Here is a 16,039-nt window from a genome sequence, read left to right on the forward strand (position 1 = left end):
TCAGTTGTGGGTTTCTTGGATTAGCAGTAATTCTTGCAGTAAGATTACCACTTTCTACTACTCCTACAGTTTCAACACTTTCTTTTACTGCTTTAGCATCTTGTTCTAAACCTTGTTTAGTAGCAAGAATGTTTTCATTGATAATTTTACCCATTTTGCCCAATTCATCATTAGCTTTAATTTCAATTGTCTGAACTTCTATTTTTTCATGATTTAAAAAGCGAAAGAAATTTTCCAAAGACTTAAGTATAAGAGGAATTCTAGAGCCTATGATTTTTCTTATAAAAAAGTACACAACAGCCAAAATAGCAATTAGTGCTATTATGGCAACACTAATAATAATATATTGTAGTTTATATAAAGGGGCTAAAACTGATTTTTTAGGAGCTGTTACAATTACACTCCAATGACTAGAATTACCTAAAGTGCTAAATGAAGAGATACTAGCATAACTAAGATCTCCTGTTGAGGCAATATAATTATCTAAGATTTCATCTTTATGGTTTTTAACTGCCTCAACAATTAATTGAGCAGATTGATCTTTGTTAATATCAAATAAAGTTTTTAAAATTGCATTTTTATTTTTATGAATAGCAATAATACCCTGATCGTTCATTAAGAATCTTAGATCCCCTTCAAAAAAGTCGAATTTTGGATCCAATATAGTCTCGGAAATTTCTAGTAAATCTATAGTATATCCTATAACTCCAATAAATTTGCCCTTATTGTTAAAAATAGGCATACCGAAATTTATACCTAAAAATTCATTATTATCATAATTAAGTTTTCTAGGAGAATCTACAAAAACAGAGTCTTTATCTCCATATTTTGCATTTTGTTCGATATTTTGTATTAGATTTAATTGAGAGAAATTGTTTGGAGTTGAAATAGTAGTTATTCCACCAGATTTTTCTACTATTTGATCAAAAAATATCATAGAAAAAGTTTTTCCATCTGGGCTAATATATTTTTTATCTACATTCTGCATATCACTTAATACAGTAGTATCTTTTAAATAGAGAAATGTATATGCTGCATAGTGACTACTATCAAAAGTATTTTTTATAAGACTTTCAATTAAATCGATATCTATATGATCATTATTTTGAAACATTTCATTTAACGATGTAGCAACTCCTTTGGTTAGTGTGACTTCTTCATTTAACATACCTTGTATATAATTCACATATCTTTTTGAAGATAATAAAATAGTATTTCTGGCTTCTTTTTCTGAATATGAAGCAACTTGAAAAGAAACAATAGCAATCATAAGAGCTGTAGCTAAAATAACACTAATAGCAACTGATAATAAGAGTTTTGAACTAACGCTCGATAGTCTAAACATGAAAAACCTCACATAAATTTTTTACTAAAAATAAAGCTCGTTAGCATATCAAAAAAAAATAAAATTAATATAAAATTATTTTTTATAGATGTTTTAAAACTATTTAACAATATCAAATACATTTTAAGGTGTGATAAAATTCAGGATTATTAAAAGTTGGAGGAAAAGGAACGCTAGCTCTAAATTCTTTATAGGTATTACCCGGGAGTGTGTCTATGATTTCTATAGTATAAGAAACACTTGTATTTTGCATTTTAGCGTTACGGATATTTTTATCATTGAAAATTTCACCTCCAACTCGCTTTTTATTTAGTATACTTAGCATTAAATAGCATTTACGAATATTAAATTTGGTAAGATTTTGCACTCTTCCTGTAATAATAATACTTTCATGTCTTAAATCTCTAGAAAAGGTAAGTTTGCTAAGACTAGCTTGGGTTGTGAATTGATTGATAGTGAGAAATACAGAATAAATTAAAAGTGCGGTGAAAATGGTCGCGATAGTATAGGAAATAAGAGCAAATTCTTTTTGCTTCACTTTTAAAAAAATTAAAATACAAACTAAAATAAAGCAAAGAAGCAAGATAACAAAAGCCAAAATATGAAAAATTGTAAATTGCATTAAAAACACTCCGAATTGAGGCGTATGGTGTAATTATTGTCATAGTTGAAATTATCAAAAGAAATTCTTTGAAATTGAGTTGTATTTTTTTTCAGATTAAAAATTTCCCTGCTTTTTTGCCTAAAGGGAATGAGTTGATTTTTATATTCATTGATGAGATTATCTTCGGGTAATTTATCCTTGAAAATTCTAGCAATCACTTTACATTGTTTAAAGTCGTTTTTAGAAGTATTTGTGATATTAAAATCAATAATTAAAGCTTCAGAGCTTTGGATGAATTTTTGTTCTACAATGGTTGTTTTTCTACTCCTTACTTCGCTATCTATGAATTTATATCCATATGTATAAATCAAAAAACAAATAATTATATTAAGTGCGATGATCAAAAGAGCCGCCACAGGTTTGTGGCGTAAAAAGATACACAAGAGTAGAACGCAAGTAAAGAGGAAAAAGACAAATAAAATCAGCATATAATCCACTAAATATAAGTGAGTAGTGTAAAAATGCACAATTTCTTTTAGTCTTTCCACTTTATATATCCTAGTTCATGTTAGTAGAACTTTGTTTTTTAGCATCCTTAGTATCCACCCAAATATTTGGTACTGCTCCACCAGGAGTTAAGAAAATTTTAGCATCTTGATTGACTTTCAAGGCTTCATTAAATTCTTTTTGGGTTTCAATTTGTTTTAAGTTAAGCAAAGGAGTATTTAAACTATTCGCAATTTCTTTATTAGAATAAGCTTGCGCATCTGCTTCTATTTTTACAGCCATTGCTTTACCTTTAGCACTGATGATGGTTGCATTTGCTTCCCCTTCAGCCAAAGCAGCTTTTTTTAAAGCTTCTTGATTTGCTCTTTCTACCTCATATTTAGTTCTTTCTGCTTCTTGTTTTGCAATTTGCACGCGTTCAATTTGCTCTTTTACTTTCAAAGGCAATATAATTTCTCTAAGTTGAACCGCACGAAGTTCCACTGGCTCATTAGGTTGTGCTTCTATGGTTTTTCTTATCCCTTCTTCGATTTGGGTTGCGATTGCATTACGATTTGTTGGCAACTCTTCAGCAGTATATTTTCCTACAACACTTCGAACCACATCACGCACCACAGGATCTATGATTTTATTTTCCCAATTTAAACTCCAAGTTGCTATAGTTTGAGGAACTTGTAAAGGATTTAAGCGGTATTGAACTGTTACATCAATAGAAACAGGCAAGCCGCGTGAATCAAGCACGGAAATGCTGTTTTTATTAATCACACCTGAACCTGAAGTTAAATTCTCATTACTTCCTTCTATAGAAGCATAATTGATTTGTCTTACTCTCGTATCAATTGTAGTTATTTTTTGTATAAAAGGTATAAAAAAATGGAGTCCTGGCTCTAAAGGATTTGGGTCGTATCTACCTGTAGTGGATTTAATCCCCATTTCTCCAGAATTTATCACCATAAAAGGTTTTGCGATAATTAAAAACAAAACAATAATAATTACACCATAAACAAAAGGAGAAAATTTTCCAAAACCCTTGAAATTAAATTCAGGAGCTTTGAAATTGAAATTTTGTCGGTTGTTATTGTTATTAGAATTTCCATTTTTTTTATTGAAATAATCATTCAAATCAGCTGGCATTTATTTCCTTTATCTTTAAATATAAGTTAGCATAGATGCGTATTTTTCATTGCGTCCATAAACTACATCAAAATAAGCATCTTGAAGTTTTTTAGTAATAGAACCTCTTATACCACTGCCTATAATTCTTGCATCAACATTATTAATAGGAGTGATTTCTGCAGCAGTTCCAGTAAAAAATGCTTCATCAGCAGTATAAACCTCATCCCTTGAAATTCTTTGACGAAGTACAGTTAAACCAAGATCGTGAGCGATTTTAAGAACTGTGTCTTGAGTGATACTTTTTAAAGAAAAATCATTAGGTGGAGTGATTAAAACTCCATCTTTTACGATAAAGAAGCACTCTCCCGTACCTTCTGCTATAAAACCCTCTTCATCAAGCATCAAAGCTTCTTCATATCCTGCTTCAATAGCTTCAAATTTTGCAATTTGAGAGTTAAGATAGTTTGCGCTCGCTTTTGCTTTACCCATACAAGATTTTACACTATTTCTTACAAAAGATGAAATTTTTACTTTAATACCTTTTTCTAAACCTTCTTCACCCAAATAAGCACCCCATTCCCAAGCAGCGATGCCAACGCGTACAGGGGCTTTTACATGATAAAGTCCCATTACTCCATCTCCTAAGAAGATTACAGGGCGAATATAGACATTGTTTTTAAAATCATTTACTTTTAAAAGTTCAATTTGTGCCTTTTCAAGCTCTTTTTGAGAAAAAGGGCAGTTTAAAAGAGTAATTTTAGCAGATTCTAAAAGTCTTTTAGTGTGATCTTCAAGTCTGAAAATCGCTAAGCCTTTATCTGTTTTATAAGCTCTTGTTCCTTCAAAAACAGCATTACCATAATGTAAAGAATGGGTTAAAAAGTGCAAGGTTGCATCTTTAAAATCAACTAATTTTCCATCCATCCAAATTTTATCTGCTGAGATCATTTTTAGCCTTAATAGTCATATTTTTGTTAAAAAACTTTTAATTTTAGCAAAAGTAAATTAATGATAGCTTGATATATAAAGTATAAATTTAAACATTTATGAAGGATTTTAATAAAAAATAAAATCAAACTTTTAGAATTTATCGAGTCGATTTTATTAAGGATATGGCCTTTTTCTGATGATTAAAATAAGAATGAGAAATTTAATACCACGATTTTTAAGTCAAGATTGTGAAAAACTGAATTAAATTTTTTATAGAATTTAGTGTAAATTTAAAAATTTATTTATTAAAGTTTGAAATAATTATAAAAATCAAAGGAGAAAAAATGCCAATTGTAAATATTAAACTAGCAAAGCCAGCTTTAAGTAAGGAGCAAAAAGCTGAATTGATAGCCGATATAACTGAGCTTTTAAGCACAAAATACAACAAAAGCAAAGAAAGGGTAGTGGTGATGTTAGAAGATATCGAAAGTTATGACATAGGTTTTGGTGGTGAAAGCGTAGAGGCCATTAAGGCAAAGGCAAATAAATGAGTGTTTTAAAAGTAGGGGATGAGGCGCCACAATTTGAACTTTTAAATCAAGATGGGGTGAAAATCGCTCTTAAAGATTTTATTGGTAAAAAAGTGATTTTATATTTTTATCCTAAGGACAATACTCCAGGTTGCACCACAGAAGCTTGCGATTTTAGTGCAAATTATGATAAGTTTTGTGATAAAAATGCAGTGATTATCGGTGTAAGTCCTGATGGTGTGACAAGTCATGATAAATTTATTGCTAAATTTAATTTAAAGCACATATTATTAAGTGATAGCGAAAAAGAAGTGGCAAAAGCTTATGGAGCTTGGGGACTTAAGAAAAATTATGGTAAAGAATATGAAGGCATTATAAGATCGACTTTTGTTATCGATGAAGCGGGAAAAATTGCCCAAATTTATAGCAATGTCCGCGTAAAAGATCATGCACTAAAAGTGCTTGAAAGTCTTTAATGTTGGTGCATATTTGTTGTAGTGTAGACAGTCATTATTTTATAGAAGAGCTTAGAAAAGAATATCCTAAAGAAAAAATTATAGGATATTTCTATGATCCTAATATCCATCCTTTAAGCGAATATGAATTAAGATTTTTAGATGTAAAAAGATCTTGTGATAAGCTCGGTATCAAGCTTTATAAGGGCGAGTATGAGTATGAAAAATGGCTAAAAGCTGTAAAAGGCTATGAAGATGAGCCAGAAAAAGGTGCAAGATGTGAAATTTGTTTTGATCTAAGAATGGGTTCAAGTGTAGAATTTGCAGCCAAAATAGGAGAAAAAAAGCTTACAACAACACTTTTAACAAGCCCTAAGAAGGATTTAGAGCAGTTAAAAAATGCTTTGCAAAAAGAGTGTGAGCCTTATGGGGTGGAATTTTTAGCTCCTGATTTTCGTAAAAATGGAGGCACTCAAAGGCAATTTGCTTTAGCAAAAAAAGAAATGCTTTATCATCAAAATTATTGTGGTTGTATTTATGGGCTTAAAAAGCAAAAGCAAGATAAAAACTTTATTGATGAATTAATGTCACCTATTAATGCTCAAATTTTACCCGCAAGCATAGAAGCTAGAATAGCTCTTTATAAAAAAGTTAATTTATTAGAAAAAAAGGGTATAAAATTTGAAATCATAAGACAAAAATTCTTAAACTACCGACTTTTAAGTGCTTTAATAAAGCTTGATAAAAAAGCCGTTAAGAGTCATATTTTATTTTATTCTCATTTTAAAAATCATTATACAAGATTTAGTTTAGATGAGAAAAATTTAAATGAAAATTTAAAGAATGGAATCTATAAAAGCACGAAAGATGAAATCAGCTTTATAGAATTTTGGCGCTTTAATTCTGATTTTAAAAACAAATGGAAAAGTTTTGAAGATTTTTTAAAACATCCTTTAAAAATAGAAGAAGAAATTAAATGGCGAAATAAACATTTTGGAGCTTATGATCTTAGCCCTGTTATAGTGCTTGAAAAAATTTTACCTACAAGATATGAGATTGTAGCCAAGAGTGAAATTTACTATGATGTTAAGGAAGTTATAAAAAGAACATAGATTTAAAATATTTTAAAATCACTTAAAATTTTGACTAAAATTGATTGGATTAACATAATTTTTAATGATTTTTTTATATAATTATGTTTTTTAATTGTTTTTAAGGCCGATTTAATGATAGATGTAATGAAAATTCAAGAAATTTTACCTCACCGTTATCCTTTTTTGCTTGTTGATAAAATCACAGAGTTAAAAGTTGGAGAAGTTGTTCGAGGATATAAAAATATCAGCATAAGCGATCATGTTTTTATGGGACATTTCCCAGGTCATCCTATTTATCCTGGAGTTTTGATTTTAGAAGGTATGGCGCAAACGGGTGGGGTTTTGGCTTTTGAAAGCATGGATGCTAAGGTAGATCCAAAAAGTAAGGTTGTATATTTTACAGGTATTGATGGAGCTAAATTTAGAAATCCTGTTCGCCCTGGAGATAGACTTGATTATGAAATGCAAGTAGTTAAAAATCGTGGCAATATGTGGATTTTTAAGGGTCAAGCTTTTGTAGATGGAAATTTGGTTGCAGAAGCAGAACTTAAAGCTATGATAGTAGACAAATAAGAGAGAATCAGTGAAAAAAATTCATCCTAGTGCTGTAATAGAAGATGGAGCTATTTTAGGTGATGATGTTGTTATTGAGGCTTATGCATATGTAAGCAAAGAAGCTAAGATAGGCAATGGGGTTGTTATCAAGCAAGGGGCGAGAATACTTTCAGATACTACCATAGGTGATCATTCTCGTGTATTTTCATATGCTATAGTAGGTGATATTCCTCAAGATATATCTTATAAGGACGAGCAAAAAAGCGGAGTAATTATAGGGCAAAATTCTACTATTAGAGAATTTGCTACGATAAATTCGGGTACAGCTAAAGGCGATGGTTTTACTCGTATAGGAGACAATGCTTTTATAATGGCGTATTGTCATATCGCACATGATTGCCTTTTAGGGGATAATATTATTTTAGCCAACAACGCAACCTTAGCAGGGCATGTAGAACTAGGAGATTTTACCGTTGTGGGTGGTCTTACTCCTATTCATCAATTTGTTAAAGTGGGTGAGGGCTGTATGATAGCAGGTGCGAGTGCGCTTTCGCAAGATATAGTACCTTTTTGTTTAGCTGAAGGAAATCGTGCAAGTATTAGAAGTTTGAATTTAGTAGGAATTCGTCGTCGTTTTGATAAGGATGAAGTAGATAGGCTTAGTAAAGCTTTTAAATTCTTGTTTAGACAGGGGGATTTAAAAGAAAATGCTCAAAAATTATTAGAAAATAATGAAAGTGAAAATGTTAATAAAATGTGTAAATTTATATTAGAAACAAAACGCGGAATCCCTGTATATAGAGGTAAAAATAATGCCTAGAAAATGCAGTTTTTGTAATGAAGTGGAAAATCCACAAAGAAGAATTTTAGCCAATGAAAACGATGATGCATTTATTTGTGAGTATTGTGTTGAGGGGGCTTATAGTATTATCTATGGGGAAGAAAAAGAATTTAAAGAGCCAAAACATGAACATGGCGTTGATTTTAAAGATATTACCCCAAAAGAATTAAAAGCTTATTTGGATCGCTATGTCATAGGGCAAGATAGGGCTAAAAAAGTTTTTAGTGTAGGGGTTTATAATCACTATAAAAGACTTTTCAAATCTGAACTTCAAGATGATGATGTGGAGCTTTTTAAATCCAATATCCTTCTTATAGGTCCTACAGGTAGCGGAAAAACCTTACTTGCTCAAACTTTAGCTAAATTTTTGGATGTACCTATAGCCATTTGCGATGCGACTTCTTTAACCGAAGCAGGTTATGTGGGCGAGGATGTAGAAAATATTTTAACCCGTCTTTTGCAAGCTGCTGATGGAGATGTAGAAAGAGCTCAAAAGGGCATAGTATTTATCGATGAGATTGATAAAATAGCTAGAATGAGTGAAAATCGCTCTATCACTCGTGATGTGAGTGGAGAAGGCGTGCAGCAAGCTTTGCTTAAGATTATAGAAGGAAGCTTGGTTAATATTCCGCCTAAAGGAGGAAGAAAACATCCTAATCAAGATTTTATTCAAATTGATACTTCAAATATTTTATTTGTTTGTGGTGGTGCATTTGATGGCTTAGAAACTATACTTAAGAGAAAATTAGGCGATAAGGTCGTAGGCTTTTTCGATAATGAAAAAGAAAATAGCAAAGCTTTGCTTGAAAAGATAGAGCCTGATGATTTAGTGCATTTTGGCCTTATACCTGAACTTATAGGGCGCTTACATGTTATAACTTCTTTAAACGAGCTTAATGAAGATGATATGGTAAGAATTTTGACCGAGCCAAAAAATGCTATCGTAAAGCAATATCAAAAACTTTTTGCTATTGATGGCGTGAACTTAAAATTTGAAGATGATGCTTTAAGAGAAATTGCAAAATTAGCCTTAGAACGAAAAACGGGCGCTAGAGGACTTAGAAGTATTATAGAAGAAATAATGGTGGATTTGATGTTTGAGTTACCAGAATATAAAAATTATGATATCGTTATCACCAAAGAAGTGGTAAGAGATGGTGCAAAAGCGTTATTAATCAAAAAGAAAATAAGCTAAAAAAGGGATAAAAATGATTTTAGATCAACTTATAGGATTTTTTTCAAGCGATATGGGTATAGACTTAGGAACTGCTAATACTCTTGTTTTGGTAAAAGATAAGGGCATAGTTATCAATGAGCCTTCTGTTGTGGCAGTTGAAAGAGAAAGGTATGGTTCTAGGGCTAAAATTTTAGCCGTAGGTAAAGAAGCTAAAGATATGGTGGGAAAAACTCCAGGTAACATCGAAGCTATTCGCCCGATGAAAGATGGAGTTATTGCTGATTTTGATATGACAGAAAAAATGATTCGTTACTTTATAGAAAAAACTCACCGCAGGAAAAGTTTTTTAAGACCTAGAATCATCATTTCAGTCCCTTATGGCTTAACTCAAGTTGAAAGAAAGGCTGTTAGAGAAAGTGCCTTAAGTGCAGGTGCAAGAGAAGTATTTTTGATAGAAGAACCTATGGCAGCAGCTATTGGGGCAAATTTACCTATACAAGAACCTAAAGGAAATTTAGTTGTAGATATAGGGGGTGGAACAACTGAAATTGGTGTGATTTCACTAGGTGGGCTTGTTATTTCAAAGTCTATTCGTACTGCAGGTGATAAGCTTGATACAAGTATAGTAAATTATGTCAAAGAAAAATACAATCTTATCATTGGCGAAAGAACGGGCGAGGAGATTAAGATCGCTATTGGTTCAGCTATCCAGCTTCCAAAAGAACTTTCTATGGTTGTAAAGGGGCGCGATCAAGTGAGTGGACTTTTAAGTCGTATCGAGCTTACAAGTGAAGATGTTAGAGAGGCGATGAGGGAATATTTAAAAGAAATAGCAGATGCTTTAAAAATGGTACTTGAAATGATGCCACCTGATCTTGCAAGTGATATAGTAGAAAATGGTGTTGTCTTAACAGGTGGTGGAGCATTGATTCGTGGACTTGATAAATATTTAAGTGAAATTGTTCGCTTGCCAGTATATATTGCTGATGAACCACTTTTAGCCGTGGCTAAGGGAACGGGTAAAGCTTTGGAGGAAATTTCACTATTGCAACAATTGACGAATGAAGAATAAGCTTATCTTTGTCCTTGTTTTATTTTTTTTAGTTTTTATATCTTTTTACTATGGGGGCTTGGTAAAAAAAAATGTTCTTTTGGTAAATGATACGGTTTTAGAAAAATTTTATGGAATTAAGGATGCTATCACCGAATTTTTTTCCAAGCATTTTGATCAAGTAGATCAAATTGAACAATTAAAAGCAAGAAATCAAGAGCTAGAATATGCAGCTGTATTAACTACAAGCTTTGCAAACCAATTAAATCGTATTTTAGAGGATAAAAATTCAACAAGATACTTACCTCAAGTTTCTTTAGTAAGAGTTATTTCTTATGTAAAATTAAATGATTATAAAAGATTGTGGCTTGATTTTGCCAAAGTATCTCCTAATAAAAATAAAGGTTTGATTCATCAAGGATACACTATAGGCATTGCGATCAATAAAGATGGCAGAGCTATGGCACTTTTACAGGGTGATGAACAATGTGTTTTTTCTGTATATATAGGTAAAAATAAAATTCCTGGCCTTATCCAAGGCGAAGATGATAAACTTAAGGTTAAATTTATACCCAAATGGGCAAAAATTAATATAGGAGATGAGATTTTAACAAGTGGCCTTGACAATATCTTTTTTTCAGATGTTCCAGTGGGTATTGTAAGTGCAATCAAAGATGAGGATATGTATCAAAGTGTTGAAGTAAAACCTTATGCTAACATCAATATCCCTGCCTATCTTTATATAATCGATAGTTTATAAATCAACACTTAGACTCTTTTTAAATAAATTTCCATATGGGCTTTTTTTATCTAGGATATCACAGCTTTCTTTAATGTCTAAATTGTCTTTTAAACATTGTAATAAAATTTCCATGATAAAACATGCATCTTGAGTTAAAATATGCGCAGGACATTTTTTTGCATGGGTATAATGCTCGTGAATTTTATGAACTAGGGTTGAGTTTTTAATCTCGACTAATAGCATTTCCAAAGGGGCTTTAAAAAACATTGTATTTTCTTTAGCATTGATAGAAAGATAAAACACATCAAGCCCATAAATTTTTTTATCATAAGAATCAAAGAAATATAAAGATTTGTTAAGATTATCTTTAAAGGTATTAATCATGAGTTCTAAAATTTGAATTTTTTGTTCTTTTGTATAAAAATTTCCTATAGGCGAAAAACAAAATTCAAGTAAAGACTTGATAGAATACCACTCGCTTGCATTAAAAGAATATGCTCTCATTTTTTCACCCCTTTTTATGCGATATATTCTAGCCTCTTCGCTGTCGTTATTTTGATATACTAAAGGCACGATAAAATCCCTATAAGCGGGATTTGGAAAAGCAGGGTGTAATATAAGTGAACCTTCATTTTCATTTTCAAAAATATATTTTAATCCTCCGATGTATCCTTCGTCAATGATGCGAATTTCATTATTTTCTATTTGATTTAAGAGTGTATAAAATTCGTTTTCATTGCTTTCCCATATTTTAAAAGGATAGCGAAAAAATTCACAAATTTTTTCTTTACTTTTGGTATCGAGTTCTTTTACTGTGTCATTTTCTATAAATTTAGCAAGCGTTCTACGATCTTTGCCCAAAATTGTTGCAAATTTGCTCAAACTTAAGCCTGATTTTTCCAAAATTACTTGTGTTCTATCTTTAGAATTTAACATTGTCTCACTCTTAAAAATTATTTTTGTTACTTTTTGATACAAATATATTTTTTTCATTATTTTTTATATTTTCTAATTATTAAAAATATAGGTAAATATATATACAAAAATTAAAATTTTGTTCAAAAAATATACAAAATTTATTTTTTTAGCTACAAAATCACACAATTAAACCAAAAAATTGGCATTTTATTTTTCAAACAAAAACTCTATAATGCAAATTCAACTTATCAAGAAAGGATGGATTATGGGTATTGTTTATGAGCAGACTTATCGAGAATCTCTTCAAAATCCTGAAGCATTTTGGGCTGAAGCAGCTAAAAAAGTGCATTGGTATAATGAATGGGATAGGGTGCTTGATGATAGCGATGGGCATTACAGATGGTTTGTTGGCGGGTGTATGAATACTTGTTATAATGCGCTTGATTTACATGTACACAATGGCAGGGGCGATCAATTAGCACTGATTTATGATTCTCCTGTTACGGATACAAAGAAAAAATATACTTATAAGCAACTTCGTGATCGTGTTGCAAAAGTAGCCGGAATTTTAGCAAACAAGGGCGTGGTTAAAGGGGATCGCGTTGTTATTTATATGCCAATGATACCTGAAGCACTTATAGCTATGCTTGCTTGTGCTAGGCTTGGGGCTATTCATAGTGTTGTATTTGGAGGCTTTGCAGCACATGAACTTGCTACGAGGATAGAAGATGCTAAACCTAGAATGATTATCAGTGCAAGTTGCGGGATAGAAGTAAGTAGCATTATCGAGTATAAACCTATTTTAGATGAGGCTATTAAAAAATGTACTCATAAGCCTACGACTTGTTTGATTTGGCAACGCCCACAATATAGAGCAAATATGCTTCCTTGGAGGGATATTGATTGGGAGCTTGAAGAGGAAAAAACTCGGGGTGTAGATCCTGTACCTGTTTTAGCTACCGATCCGCTTTATATACTTTATACTTCAGGCACCACAGGTTCTCCAAAAGGAGTAATCCGCTCTAATGGAGGTCATTCTGTGGCTATGAAATGGTCGATGGATAATATTTATAATGCTAAAGCAGGAGATGTCTTTTTTACCGCTTCTGATGTAGGTTGGGTTGTGGGACATTCTTATATAGTTTATGCACCTTTGATGAATGGATGTACAACTATAGTTTATGAGGGAAAACCTGTAAGAACGCCTAATCCTTCAGCATTTTGGAGAATTATTGAAGAATATAAAGTGAATGTGCTTTTTTCAGCCCCAACTGCTTTTAGGGCGATTAAAAAAGAAGATCCTAAAGGAGAATGGATTAAAAAATTTAATCTTGATAGCTTAAGATCTATTTTTGTGGCAGGTGAAAGATGCGATAGCGATACGCTTAAATGGATAGAAAAGCTTACAAAAAAACCTGTGATTGATAATTGGTGGCAAACTGAAACAGGTTGGGCGATCGCGGCTAATCCTTTGGGCTTGGAAGCACAAGTTGTTAAAGCAGGAAGTCCTACAAAACCTATGCCAGGATTTAATCTTAAGGTTTTAGATGAAAAAGGTCAAGAGCTTGGAGCAGGAAAAAAAGGAATTTTGTGCCTAAAACTTCCTTTACCTCCAGCTTGTTTAATGGGAATTTGGGAGAATGATGAAAGATATCGTAGGGGATATTTAGATCAATTTCCAGGCTATTATCTAACAGGAGACACAGGCTATATCGACAAAGATGGCTATGTGTATGTTTTAGGAAGAATGGATGGAATCATCAATGTTGCAGGCCATAGACTTTCAACTGGAGAAATGGAAGAGATTATAGCAAAACATCCTGATGTTGCAGAATGTGCGGTTATAGGTGTAAATGATGAGCTTAAAGGTGAAATACCTATGGGCTTTATCGTTTTAAAAGAGGGTATAGAGCGAGATCATAGGGGTATAGTTGAAGGAGTTGTAGCTTTGGTGCGTCAAGAAATTGGAGCCGTAGCTTCGTTTAAAATTGCCACAGTTGTTAGTGCTTTACCTAAGACAAGAAGTGGAAAAATTTTGCGTAAAAATTTAAGAGAAATAGCTGATGGTTCAACCTTAAATGTTCCAGCTACTATAGAGGATAGTAATGTTTTAAAAGCTTGTGAAAAAGCTATTAATGCTTTAGGATACCCAAAAAATAAAGGAGAAAAATAATGAGTGCAGGAAAAAAATTTAAAGAATTAGTAAAGACAAGCAAACCTTTGACCATAGTAGGAGCTGTCAATGCTTATAGTGCTTTACAAGCTACTAAAATAGGACACAAAGCTTTATATCTTTCGGGAAGTGGCGTGGCAAGCGCGAGTTATGGCTTGCCTGATTTGGGGATTATCGCACTTGAAGAAGTATGCATTGATGTAAGACGCATTTGCTCTAGAGTGGATACGCCTTTATTAGTTGATGCAGATACAGGTTTTGGAGGTGCTTTTAATATTGCAAGAACGATAAAAGAATTAATTCGTGCGGGTGCAGCGGCAACTCATATTGAAGATCAAGTAGCTCAAAAAAGGTGCGGACATCGTCCTAATAAAGAATTAGTAAGCACTGAAGAGATGTGTGATCGTATTAAAGCAGCAGTAGATGCAAAAATCGATCCTGATTTTGTGATTATGGCAAGAACAGATGCGCATGCAATCGAGGGTCAACAAAAAGCCATTGAAAGGGCTTTAGCATATGTTGAGGCTGGAGCTGAAATGGTTTTTGCTGAAGCTATTACAAGTTTAGAAGAATATGAAGAATTTGTTAAAAATGTAAAAGTTCCAATTCTTGCAAATATCACAGAATTTGGAAAGACTCCTTATTTTACCAAAGAAGAATTAAATAGAGCAGGAGTGTCTATGGTGCTGTATCCTTTAAGTGCAAATCGTGCGATGAATAAAGCTGCAGTGCAAGTTTATGAAAGCATATTGAAAAATGGACATCAAAAAGATGTTCTTGAGATTATGCAAACTAGAGAAGAGCTTTATGAAATGCTAGATTATTATTCTTATGAGCAAAAATTAGACGAATTATTTAAAAGGGGTGCAAAATGAGTATAAGTGAAGCAACTAAAAAAACGGGTGGATTGGCAGGAGTTATCGCAGGACAAAGTGCAATTTGTACTTGCGGGCTTGGAAATGGACTAAATTATTATGGTTATAGCATAGAAGAGTTAGCGCAAAATGCAGAATTTGAAGAAATAGCTTATTTACTTCAGTTTGGAGAATTACCCAACGCAAAAGAATTAGAAAATTATAAAGAAAAAATCATTGCTCAAAGAGCTTTGAGTGAAAATTTAAAAAACGTTTTAAAAGCTATACCTAAAGAAGTTCATCCTATGAATTTGATGCAAACAGCTGTTGCAGCATTGGGAGCTTTAGAGGGTGAAAATGAGGATTTTAGCGATCAAGATGAAAAAATCATCAGACTTTTGGGAATTTTACCGAGCATGCTTTGTTATTGGCATCATTATGTGAATTTTGGTAAAGAAATTGATTTTGATTCCAATCAAACAAGTATAGCGGGATATTTTTTGGAAAAATTAAAACTTGAAGCTCCAAAAGAAGATTTTATCAAGGCTATGCAATGCTCATTAATCCTTTATGCAGAGCATGAATTTAATGCTTCAACTTTTACAGCTAGAATTTGTGCTTCTACAAAAAGTGATATTTTTAGTGCGGTTGCTGCGGCTATTGGAGCTTTAAGAGGGCCTTTGCATGGAGGAGCAAATGAAGCAGCGATGCACTTAATAGAAAGTTTTAAAAGTGTTGAGGATGCCATTGAGGGTGTGAATAAAAAATTAGAAAATAAAGAGCTTTTAATGGGTTTTGGTCACCGTGTTTATGGACTTGGAGGTGATCCTAGAAATGCACTTATTAAGGTTTGGAGTAAGCATTTAGGGGGCGATGATTTGCTTTTTAAAATCAGTGAAGCCATAGAAGCTTTGATGAAAGAAAAACGCCCAAGTTTGCCACCTAATGCAGATTTTTATAGTGCATCAGCTTATCATTTTATGGGAATTCCAACTGAGTATTTTACGCCGATTTTTATTATGAGTCGCGTAAGTGGTTGGTGTGCGCACATTAAAGAGCAAAGAGCAAACAATAAGCTTATACGCCCAAATAGCGAATATATAGGCGTTGAACCAAGAAAATTTGTAAAAATTCAAGATAGATAAGG

Annotated in this window: 17 protein-coding genes; 11 read left to right on the plus strand and 6 right to left on the minus strand. The window is 32.4% G+C overall.

All coding sequences use genetic code 11. The features are described from left to right. From KAR88_RS05735 to ilvE, 5 genes are all read right to left on the minus strand, one after another. A partial coding sequence (locus KAR88_RS05735) for a cache domain-containing protein (protein WP_192801265.1) occupies nucleotides 1-1,345 on the minus strand: 1,345 nt, incomplete at its 3' end. A 112-nt stretch (nucleotides 1,346-1,457) separates the two neighbouring features. Continuing rightward, complete coding sequence (locus tag KAR88_RS05740) at nucleotides 1,458-1,967, minus strand: DUF2393 family protein (protein ID WP_002778025.1); 510 nt, start codon at nucleotides 1,965-1,967, stop codon at nucleotides 1,458-1,460. Then, entirely contained in the window at nucleotides 1,967-2,497 is a 531-nt protein-coding gene (locus tag KAR88_RS05745) for a DUF2393 family protein (RefSeq protein WP_002782463.1), read from the minus strand. Before KAR88_RS05745 ends, KAR88_RS05740 begins: the two co-directional genes overlap by 1 nt. Nucleotides 2,498-2,507: 10 nt before the next feature. Next, nucleotides 2,508-3,590 (minus strand): prohibitin family protein, encoded by a 1,083-nt coding sequence (locus tag KAR88_RS05750; protein WP_002778030.1) that lies wholly within the window; start codon nucleotides 3,588-3,590, stop codon nucleotides 2,508-2,510. Between the two features lie 15 nt (nucleotides 3,591-3,605). Then, nucleotides 3,606-4,520: a branched-chain-amino-acid transaminase gene (gene ilvE / locus KAR88_RS05755; protein WP_002782466.1), complete on the minus strand. Its 915-nt coding sequence runs from the start codon at nucleotides 4,518-4,520 to the stop codon at nucleotides 3,606-3,608. A gap of 326 nt (nucleotides 4,521-4,846) precedes the next feature. On the opposite strand from ilvE, the gene KAR88_RS05760 reads away from it, so the two are divergent. From KAR88_RS05760 to mreC, 8 genes are all read left to right on the plus strand, one after another. Then, nucleotides 4,847-5,053: a 4-oxalocrotonate tautomerase family protein gene (locus tag KAR88_RS05760; RefSeq protein WP_002778034.1), complete on the plus strand. Its 207-nt coding sequence runs from the start codon at nucleotides 4,847-4,849 to the stop codon at nucleotides 5,051-5,053. Next, nucleotides 5,050-5,508, plus strand: a complete 459-nt coding sequence (gene bcp / locus KAR88_RS05765; protein ID WP_002778035.1) for a thioredoxin-dependent thiol peroxidase — start codon at nucleotides 5,050-5,052, stop codon at nucleotides 5,506-5,508. The genes KAR88_RS05760 and bcp overlap by 4 nt, the downstream gene beginning before the upstream one ends. After that, entirely contained in the window at nucleotides 5,508-6,599 is a 1,092-nt protein-coding gene (locus KAR88_RS05770) for an epoxyqueuosine reductase QueH (RefSeq protein ID WP_002778036.1), read from the plus strand. Before bcp ends, KAR88_RS05770 begins: the two co-directional genes overlap by 1 nt. 114 nt (nucleotides 6,600-6,713) lie before the next feature. Then, the gene (gene fabZ / locus KAR88_RS05775; RefSeq protein ID WP_002782472.1) at nucleotides 6,714-7,154 is read left to right on the plus strand and encodes a 3-hydroxyacyl-ACP dehydratase FabZ; all 441 of its coding nucleotides are present in this window, start codon (nucleotides 6,714-6,716) and stop codon (nucleotides 7,152-7,154) included. 10 nt (nucleotides 7,155-7,164) lie between these two features. Beyond that, nucleotides 7,165-7,956, plus strand: coding sequence for an acyl-ACP--UDP-N-acetylglucosamine O-acyltransferase (gene lpxA, locus KAR88_RS05780; protein ID WP_002778038.1), 792 nt, complete (start codon nucleotides 7,165-7,167; stop codon nucleotides 7,954-7,956). Continuing rightward, nucleotides 7,949-9,172 carry an ATP-dependent Clp protease ATP-binding subunit ClpX gene (gene clpX, locus KAR88_RS05785; RefSeq protein ID WP_002778039.1) on the plus strand — a complete coding sequence of 408 codons (1,224 nt, stop codon included), beginning with the start codon at nucleotides 7,949-7,951 and terminating at the stop codon, nucleotides 9,170-9,172. The genes lpxA and clpX overlap by 8 nt, the downstream gene beginning before the upstream one ends. Nucleotides 9,173-9,185: 13 nt before the next feature. Beyond that, a complete protein-coding gene (locus KAR88_RS05790) occupies nucleotides 9,186-10,226 on the plus strand; it encodes a rod shape-determining protein (protein WP_002788045.1) in 1,041 nt (346 codons plus the stop codon). Beyond that, nucleotides 10,216-10,965: a rod shape-determining protein MreC gene (mreC, locus tag KAR88_RS05795; RefSeq protein WP_002778048.1), complete on the plus strand. Its 750-nt coding sequence runs from the start codon at nucleotides 10,216-10,218 to the stop codon at nucleotides 10,963-10,965. Before KAR88_RS05790 ends, mreC begins: the two co-directional genes overlap by 11 nt. Here mreC and KAR88_RS05800 read toward each other — a convergent pair. Continuing rightward, entirely contained in the window at nucleotides 10,960-11,883 is a 924-nt protein-coding gene (locus KAR88_RS05800; protein ID WP_002790321.1) for a hypothetical protein, read from the minus strand. The two genes, mreC and KAR88_RS05800, sit on opposite strands and share 6 nt — an antisense overlap. A gap of 247 nt (nucleotides 11,884-12,130) precedes the next feature. Here KAR88_RS05800 and KAR88_RS05805 point away from each other — a divergent pair, with 247 nt between their 5' ends. From KAR88_RS05805 to KAR88_RS05815, 3 genes are read left to right on the plus strand one after another with little or no spacing between them, the layout of a single operon-like run. Then, nucleotides 12,131-14,038 (plus strand): propionyl-CoA synthetase, encoded by a 1,908-nt coding sequence (locus KAR88_RS05805; protein WP_002778051.1) that lies wholly within the window; start codon nucleotides 12,131-12,133, stop codon nucleotides 14,036-14,038. Then, on the plus strand, nucleotides 14,038-14,913 hold the full coding sequence (gene prpB / locus KAR88_RS05810) for a methylisocitrate lyase (RefSeq protein ID WP_002778052.1): 876 nt from the start codon (nucleotides 14,038-14,040) through the stop codon (nucleotides 14,911-14,913). The genes KAR88_RS05805 and prpB overlap by 1 nt, the downstream gene beginning before the upstream one ends. Continuing rightward, nucleotides 14,910-16,037, plus strand: coding sequence for a citrate synthase/methylcitrate synthase (locus KAR88_RS05815; protein ID WP_057030652.1), 1,128 nt, complete (start codon nucleotides 14,910-14,912; stop codon nucleotides 16,035-16,037). Before prpB ends, KAR88_RS05815 begins: the two co-directional genes overlap by 4 nt. Nucleotides 16,038-16,039 lie beyond the last annotated feature (2 nt).

The organism is Campylobacter sp. JH23 (assembly GCF_017846595.1).
In the GTDB taxonomy this organism is placed as follows: Bacteria; Campylobacterota; Campylobacteria; order Campylobacterales; family Campylobacteraceae; genus Campylobacter_D; species Campylobacter_D coli.

Coding starts and splice junctions, on each gene's coding strand:
- KAR88_RS05740 (WP_002778025.1), bottom strand. CDS start 1,967: ATGCAATTTACAATTTTTCATATTTTGGCTTTTGTTATCTTGCTTCTT.
- KAR88_RS05750 (WP_002778030.1), bottom strand. CDS start 3,590: ATGCCAGCTGATTTGAATGATTATTTCAATAAAAAAAATGGAAATTCT.
- ilvE (WP_002782466.1), bottom strand. CDS start 4,520: ATGATCTCAGCAGATAAAATTTGGATGGATGGAAAATTAGTTGATTTT.
- KAR88_RS05760 (WP_002778034.1), top strand. CDS start 4,847: ATGCCAATTGTAAATATTAAACTAGCAAAGCCAGCTTTAAGTAAGGAG.
- bcp (WP_002778035.1), top strand. CDS start 5,050: ATGAGTGTTTTAAAAGTAGGGGATGAGGCGCCACAATTTGAACTTTTA.
- KAR88_RS05770 (WP_002778036.1), top strand. CDS start 5,508: ATGTTGGTGCATATTTGTTGTAGTGTAGACAGTCATTATTTTATAGAA.
- fabZ (WP_002782472.1), top strand. CDS start 6,714: ATGATAGATGTAATGAAAATTCAAGAAATTTTACCTCACCGTTATCCT.
- clpX (WP_002778039.1), top strand. CDS start 7,949: ATGCCTAGAAAATGCAGTTTTTGTAATGAAGTGGAAAATCCACAAAGA.
- KAR88_RS05790 (WP_002788045.1), top strand. CDS start 9,186: ATGATTTTAGATCAACTTATAGGATTTTTTTCAAGCGATATGGGTATA.
- mreC (WP_002778048.1), top strand. CDS start 10,216: ATGAAGAATAAGCTTATCTTTGTCCTTGTTTTATTTTTTTTAGTTTTT.
- KAR88_RS05800 (WP_002790321.1), bottom strand. CDS start 11,883: ATGTTAAATTCTAAAGATAGAACACAAGTAATTTTGGAAAAATCAGGC.
- KAR88_RS05805 (WP_002778051.1), top strand. CDS start 12,131: ATGGGTATTGTTTATGAGCAGACTTATCGAGAATCTCTTCAAAATCCT.
- prpB (WP_002778052.1), top strand. CDS start 14,038: ATGAGTGCAGGAAAAAAATTTAAAGAATTAGTAAAGACAAGCAAACCT.
- KAR88_RS05815 (WP_057030652.1), top strand. CDS start 14,910: ATGAGTATAAGTGAAGCAACTAAAAAAACGGGTGGATTGGCAGGAGTT.